This window comes from Methanocalculus sp. (genome assembly GCF_029762515.1).
GTDB lineage: Archaea > Halobacteriota > Methanomicrobia > Methanomicrobiales > Methanocorpusculaceae > Methanocalculus.
Genome location: NZ_JARVGN010000085.1, coordinates 1 through 6,686, shown reverse-complemented (window position 1 = coordinate 6,686; position 6,686 = coordinate 1). Strand labels below are relative to the sequence as shown.

Sequence of the window (6,686 nt, the reverse complement as noted above, 5' to 3'; positions counted from 1 at the left end):
CGTGAAGGAATGGGTCTGTGCCCAGTGCGGTATGGTTGCCATGTATGATGCGAAACGGAAGGTTACTTCATGTCTTGCCTGCGGTGCCGAGACGGACATCTACGAGGTAGAGATGAGTTATGCATTCAAGCTCCTTCTGGATGAGATGATCAGTATGGGTATCGCACCACGACTGATGCTTGAGGATATAGTCTGAGGTGATCTGAATATGCCAAGCCCAAAACGAATAGGAAAATTAGATTTTGGCCTTCTTTCACCGAAAGATGTCAGAAAAATGAGTGTATGTAAGGTGATCTGGCCAGACACCTATGATGACGATGGTTTCCCCTACAGCAAAGGCCTGATGGATCCAAGTCTCGGAGTTATTGATCCGGGTCTCCGGTGCAAGACCTGCGGCCAGAAATCAGGTGACTGCCCCGGTCACTTCGGCCACATCGATCTTGCCAAACCAGTCATCCATGTCGGATATACCCGGCTGATCAGGAAGCTTCTTCGTGTCAGCTGCCGGGCATGCGGACGGCTTCTCCTTGAGCCACAGGAGATCGAGAAATTCTCTGCAATGGGTGACGATCCCTTCTCTGCCGATGTCGTCTCCGAGAAGGATATCAAGAAAGAGCGGGTCTGCCCGCACTGTGCCGAGCAGCAGCTGAAGGTGAACTTCGAAAAGCCGACCACCTTCATGGAGGCATGGACAGAAGATGGCCGGAAGACAGAGCACAAGCTGACTCCGGCTGACATCCGTGCACGCCTTGAGCGGATTCCCGATGACGATCTCAAGATTCTTGGAATCGATGCAACCGTGGCACGCCCCGAATGGACGATTCTGACGGTATTATCGGTTCCCCCGGTGACGATGCGCCCCTCGATCATCCTTGAGAACGGACAGCGTTCTGAAGATGACCTGACCCACAAGCTTGTCGATATCATCAGGATCAACCAGCGGTTCAAGGAGAACCAGGATGCAGGAGCACCCCAGCTGATCATCGAAGATCTCTGGGAACTGCTCCAGTACCATGTGACCACCTACATGGACAATGAGGTGGCCGGATGCCCGCCTGCACGCCATCGTTCCGGCAGGCCATTAAAGACCCTCTCACAGAGACTGAAGGGAAAGGACGGGCGATTCAGGGGATCGCTTTCAGGAAAGCGTGTCAACTTCTCTGCCCGTACAGTCATCTCTCCTGATCCGAATCTCTCGGTATCAGAACTTGGTATCCCGCTTGCAATCGCTAACGAGATGTCGGTTCCAATCCGCGTGACAAAAGAGAATGTTGAGGAGCTCCGCTCAATGGTTCTTGTCGGACCCGAGCGGCCGACACTCCGCGATCCCTGTGGCGCAAACTATGCCATCCGCCCCGATAACAGAAGGCTCCGTCTCCATGGCGGATCAGGCCTTCTCGATAACCGTGAGATGGTCTCCTCGATGATCGAGCCTGGATGGACCGTTGACCGGCAGCTCAGGGACGGCGATATCGTCCTCTTCAACCGTCAGCCATCGCTTCACCGGATGAGCATCATGTCACACCGGATCAAGCTGATGGGTGATAAGACATTCCGGTTAAACCCGGCAGTCTGTCCGCCATATAACGCTGACTTTGATGGTGATGAGATGAACATGCATGTTCCCCAGACCGAAGAGGCAAGAGCAGAAGCCTCGCTTCTTGCATCGGTTCAGGAGAATATCCTTTCGCCGCGTTTTGGCGGACCAATCATCGGCGGGATTCACGATCACATCTCCGGCATCTTCCTCCTGACGCATGAGCTGCGCTGGTTTACCAAGCCTGAAGTTCTCTATCTCCTGCGGCATGCGGATATCGAGTTCCTTCCAAAGCCCGGCAAGGTCGAGGATGGCGTATCGTACTGGAGCAATAAACAGGTCTTCTCGATGATCCTGCCCCGCGGACTGAACATGGTCTACCGGGCAACATCATGCGTGAACTGCAATGAGTGCAAAAAAGATCTCTGCGAACGTGATGCCTATGTCAGGATCATCGATGGGGATCACATCTCCGGAACTATTGATAAGAAATCCGTTGGTGCGTTCGAAGGCGCGATAATGAACCGGATCATCCGGACACACGGCCTGAAAAGGGCCCGCGAATATATCGACGATATGACCAAACTCTCGATCCGGAGTATCATGTTCATCGGCTTCTCCTTTGGGATTGATGATGAAGATCTCAGCAGGACCGAGTATGGACAGATCCGCGATCTGCTGGATGAGGCCGAACAGGATGTGGAGAAGAGGATCCGGATCTATAACAACGGCCAGCTTGAACCAATGCCCGGAAGAACTGCCGAGGAGACACTTGAGATGCAGATCATGCAGGTCCTCGGAAAGGCGAGGGACAAGACCGGTGATATTGCAGGCAGTCACCTTGGTCTTGGCAACTCTGCTGTCGTAATGGCCGTCTCCGGTGCCCGTGGTTCCATGCTGAACCTGACACAGATGGCCGGATGTATCGGACAGCAGTCTGTTCGTGGTGAGCGTATCGTTCGTGGATATGAAGGGAGAACCCTCCCCCACTTCAAGAAATACGACCAGGGTGCAGGAGCACATGGTTTCATCCGGAACTCCTATAAGAGTGGAATCTCACCGACAGAGTTCTTCTTCCATGCAATCGGTGGCCGTGAAGGTCTTGTCGATACTGCGGTCAGGACGTCACAGAGCGGTTACCTCCAGAGGAGGCTGATCAATGCACTTCAGGACTTAAAAGTCGCCTATGACGGCACCGTCAGAACAACAGGCGGGCGGATCATCCAGTTCAAGTACGGAGAGGATGGAACCGATCCCACAAAGAGTGCCTTTGGAGATCCGGTGGATGTCAAGGGAATCGTTGAGAGTGTCTTAAAGGAGGAGATCTGAGATGAACAAACAGTACATTGACAGGATCGACTCACATACCCTCCCGGAGACGATTCACAAGCTGATCACCGAATGGTTCTCTGAGCGCGAAGTTGAGGATGAGGTATTTGAGCGTATAATCAGCCGAATCCTCAGAATCAATGATGCAAATCTCCCGGTCAAGACACACGATCAGCTGATCACCCTCCTTCTGAAGAGAGAAGAGAAGGAATCACCGGTGACTGATGAGCAGTTCGATGAGATCCTCAACCGGGTCGTGAAGGAATACCTCTCTACCAGGATCGAACCCTGTGAGGCGGTTGGTATCATCGCGGCACAATCAATCGGTGAGCCGGGTACACAGATGACGATGCGGACCTTCCACTATGCGGGTGTCGCTGAGATTAACGTCACCCTTGGTCTGCCGCGTCTCATTGAGATTATGGATGCCAGGCGTGAACCGTCAACACCAGCAATGACGATTCACCTTGAGGATGGGTACCGTGATAACCGTGACCGTGCCCGTGAAGTCTCCTGGGATATCGAAGCATCACCGCTTCATGAATTTGGTGATATCACGACAGACATGGAGAGTATGGCTGTTGTTGTCACCTTAAACAAGGCGGTATGTGATAAGCGCCGGATCAAGGTTGCGGATATTCTTGAGCGCGCTCCGGCGAAGATCCGCGAACGGCGCCATTACCGCGACTTTGAGTCTGAGGTGGATGAACAGGCGGGAATCCTCAGATTCCTCCCAAAAGACCAGGATAGCTATCAGAATCTCTTCCAGCTTCAGGAACATGTCAGAAATGTCATTGTTCAGGGTATCGATGATATCCAGCGTGTCGTCGTCAGAAAGGAGTCCGGAGAGTATATCCTATATACTGAAGGCTCTAATCTTAAAGACGTATTCGAGGTAGAGGGTGTAGACACCACCCGTACCCGAACGAATAATATCAGCGAGATATCCCATGTCCTTGGGATCGAGGCTGCCCGGGATGCCATCATCCATGAGGCAAACAGCACGCTTCGTGAACAGGGTATCGGTGTTGATGTCCGCCATATCATGCTCGTCGCAGATATGATGTGCATGGATGGCGAGGTCAAGCAGATCGGCCGTCACGGGATTGCCGGAGAGAAAGAAAGTGTCCTGTCACGTGCAGCATTCGAGGTGACCGTAAATCACCTCCTTGATGCATCAATTGCTCATGAGCATGATGAACTCTGCGGCGTGACAGAGAATGTCATCGTCGGCCAGCCGATCCGGCTTGGAACCGGCGATGTCCGTTTGGTCGTAAAACCAATGCAACCAATCACCAAAACAGGTGACAACTAATGGATTTCAATACATCTTTACGCAGGGCAATGAAGACCGGAACGGTCATTCTTGGCCGAAACAGCACAGAAGCGAGCATTCAGGATGAGACCGCAAGGCTCGTAATTATTGCAAAGAACTGCCCGGAAGACTTCAAAAAGATCGTTGAAGCGCAGGAGAAAGTCGCTGTATACCACTACAATGGCTCAGGCCGCCAGCTCGGCAAAGAGTGCGGAAAGGATTTCATCGTGAGCGCACTTGCAGTCATTAACGCCGGTGAATCCGACATTCTAAATATTCAGAGAGCTTGATATGTCGGAAATAACCTTAAATGAAGACTGCATGCACCTGATCTCCCAGTTCGAGAGCCTCACAGGTGCAGGTGCACGCGACTGTGTCATCGATGACAGGCATGACCGGGTCATCTTTATCATCAACCCCGGCGAGATGGGTCTTGCAATCGGGAAGAAGGGCGCCTCAATCAAGAAGGCATCCGAGGCCCTTGACAGGCGTGTTGAGGTCGTTGAATATTCTGACGATCTCGTTCAGTTCATCAGGAACTGCTTCCTCCCAGCAGAAGTTCTCTCGATTGAGTTCGAAGGCGAGGATGATGAGCGTGTTGCACAGATCGAAGTCCGTGAGGATGATCGAGGCCTGGCAATCGGCAAAGAAGGTAAGAATATCTCAAAAGCCAAGCAGCTTCTCCGGAGACAGTTTGACATCGCGGATGTCGAACTGATTCAGGAATAATTTTTTTTGAAGCAGGGGCAGATCTTCGTTCTGCTCTCTGGAAGAATGGTTCATCTCTATGCCTCATCCTGGTTTCTATTCCCTCCCCTGTCTTCTCCTTGATGAGAGAGAACTGCTGGAATCAACAGAGGATGCATCCCGGGAGACGGCAATTGCCCTCTTTGTGAATGGCCGCCATGCAGAGACGGCGATCCTCTCTCCGGGCAGTCTTGAGGAGTATACAATCGGGTACCTCTTCTCAGAAGAGATCATCAGGTCAAAAGATGATATCGAATCAATCAAATTCGAGAAGAACCGGATCAGTGTCCTGACAACAAACCCCTTTCGGATCACCGGCCGGAGGAAGACTATTCTTGCCGGGTGCGGGGGGAGTACATCCTACATTGACACGACATCACTTCCCCGGATTGAGGATGGCGGCAATCCCATCTCTCTTTCTGTTATAAGAAAGATCCTCTCACAACTGCCGGGTGAGAAAGAATCAGCAATACTGATGGATCGGGATGGGGGAATTATTGCCTCGTTCCATGATATCGGCTGTTCACCTGCTGTTGACAGGGTGATCGGGTATGGTATTCAGCACGGCCTTGACTTTTCGGGTGCCGTTCTTGGGATCTCCGGCAGGATTACCTCCGAAATGGTCAGGAGATGCCTCCTTGCCAAAATCCCGATCCTGTTATCAAGAGGGCAGGTAACAGATCTTGCCGTTTCGATTGCAGACGAGACAAACCTCTGCATCATCTCTCATACCCGGGACGGCAGGCCCGCCTGCTTCTCACATCCCGAGAGGATCAAAGGCCCTGTGTGATCTCGCGGATCGCTGCTACCAGGAGATCGACCTCATCGATGGTGGTATAGAGGGCCAGGCTTGCCCTCACCGTTCCATTCGAAAGGCCAAGCGACTCCATCAGCGGCTGGCAGCAGTGATGGCCGGATCTCACCAGGATGTCATAGTCGCTATCAAGACGCTCTGCAACCTCATGAGGATGAAGCCCCTGAATCGAAAAAGAGACAACACCGATCCGTGATGCTGGATTGGATGGTGCATGGATGGTGACTCCATCGATCCGCGAGAGCCCCTCTATCAGACGGGTGGTAAGCTCTTCTTCGTGGCGACGGATCTGATCCATTCCGATCTTCTCAAGGTAATCGACAGCAACGCCAAGCCCGATTCCGCCTGAGATGTTCGGAGTGCCTGCTTCATACTGCTGGTATCCCTCGATCGGGATAAATCCATCCTGATGCACCTCTTCGATCATCCCGCCACCCAGCATCATCGGTTGAATGATCGGCTCCTTCATCCAGAGGACACCTGTCCCGGTGGGAGCAAGCATCTTATGGCCTGAGAAACAGCAGAAATCGCAGCCGATATCCCGGACACTGACTGGCATATGTGGTATTGATTGTGCGGCATCGATGAGGAGGAGGGTATTGTATCTCCTGCATATCTCTCCGATCTCTTTGACAGGGATGATCACCCCGATTGCATTTGATGCATGGGTGATCGCAACAAGTTTCGCTCCTCTTCTGACCTCCTCCTCAAAGGCTTCAAGATCGAGGGTGTAGTCCGGCTGTATGCCGATGACTGTGATTTCGACTCCCTCTGCTTTCAGTGCTCTCCAGGGCAGGAGGTTTGAATGGTGTTCGAGGATGGTGGTGATTATCCGATCTCCCGGTTTCCAGTCGAGGCCGCGGGCAACCATATTGATCGACTCGGTGGTATTCTTTGTGAAGACGGTTGTGCCCTCTTCTCCGCCGATGAACCGGGCGACCTTC

At 52.5% G+C, this 6,686-nt stretch carries 6 protein-coding genes and 1 pseudogene; 6 read left to right on the top strand and 1 reads right to left on the bottom strand.

All coding sequences use genetic code 11. From position 1 onward, the window contains the following. The 6 genes and pseudogenes from QCH34_RS04410 to QCH34_RS04385 form a co-directional block, all read left to right on the top strand. Positions 1-196, top strand: a pseudogene (locus QCH34_RS04410) (DNA-directed RNA polymerase subunit B); the annotation flags it as partial. Between the two features lie 12 nt (positions 197-208). Continuing rightward, the gene (locus QCH34_RS04405) at positions 209-2,866 is read left to right on the top strand and encodes a DNA-directed RNA polymerase subunit A' (RefSeq protein ID WP_300330701.1); all 2,658 of its coding nucleotides are present in this window, start codon (positions 209-211) and stop codon (positions 2,864-2,866) included. 1 nt (position 2,867) lies between these two features. Further along, positions 2,868-4,181 (top strand): DNA-directed RNA polymerase subunit A'', encoded by a 1,314-nt coding sequence (gene rpoA2, locus QCH34_RS04400; RefSeq protein ID WP_300330696.1) that lies wholly within the window; start codon positions 2,868-2,870, stop codon positions 4,179-4,181. Beyond that, positions 4,181-4,471: a 50S ribosomal protein L30e gene (locus tag QCH34_RS04395; protein WP_300330692.1), complete on the top strand. Its 291-nt coding sequence runs from the start codon at positions 4,181-4,183 to the stop codon at positions 4,469-4,471. The genes rpoA2 and QCH34_RS04395 overlap by 1 nt, the downstream gene beginning before the upstream one ends. A gap of 1 nt (position 4,472) precedes the next feature. After that, the gene (locus QCH34_RS04390) at positions 4,473-4,910 is read left to right on the top strand and encodes a NusA-like transcription termination signal-binding factor (protein ID WP_300330689.1); all 438 of its coding nucleotides are present in this window, start codon (positions 4,473-4,475) and stop codon (positions 4,908-4,910) included. A gap of 58 nt (positions 4,911-4,968) precedes the next feature. Then, positions 4,969-5,718, top strand: a complete 750-nt coding sequence (locus QCH34_RS04385; RefSeq protein ID WP_300330686.1) for a formate dehydrogenase accessory sulfurtransferase FdhD — start codon at positions 4,969-4,971, stop codon at positions 5,716-5,718. On the opposite strand, the gene QCH34_RS04380 is transcribed toward QCH34_RS04385, so the two are convergent. After that, a partial coding sequence (locus QCH34_RS04380; RefSeq protein ID WP_300330683.1) for a cysteine desulfurase occupies positions 5,702-6,686 on the bottom strand: 985 nt, incomplete at its 5' end. The genes QCH34_RS04385 and QCH34_RS04380 overlap by 17 nt on opposite strands.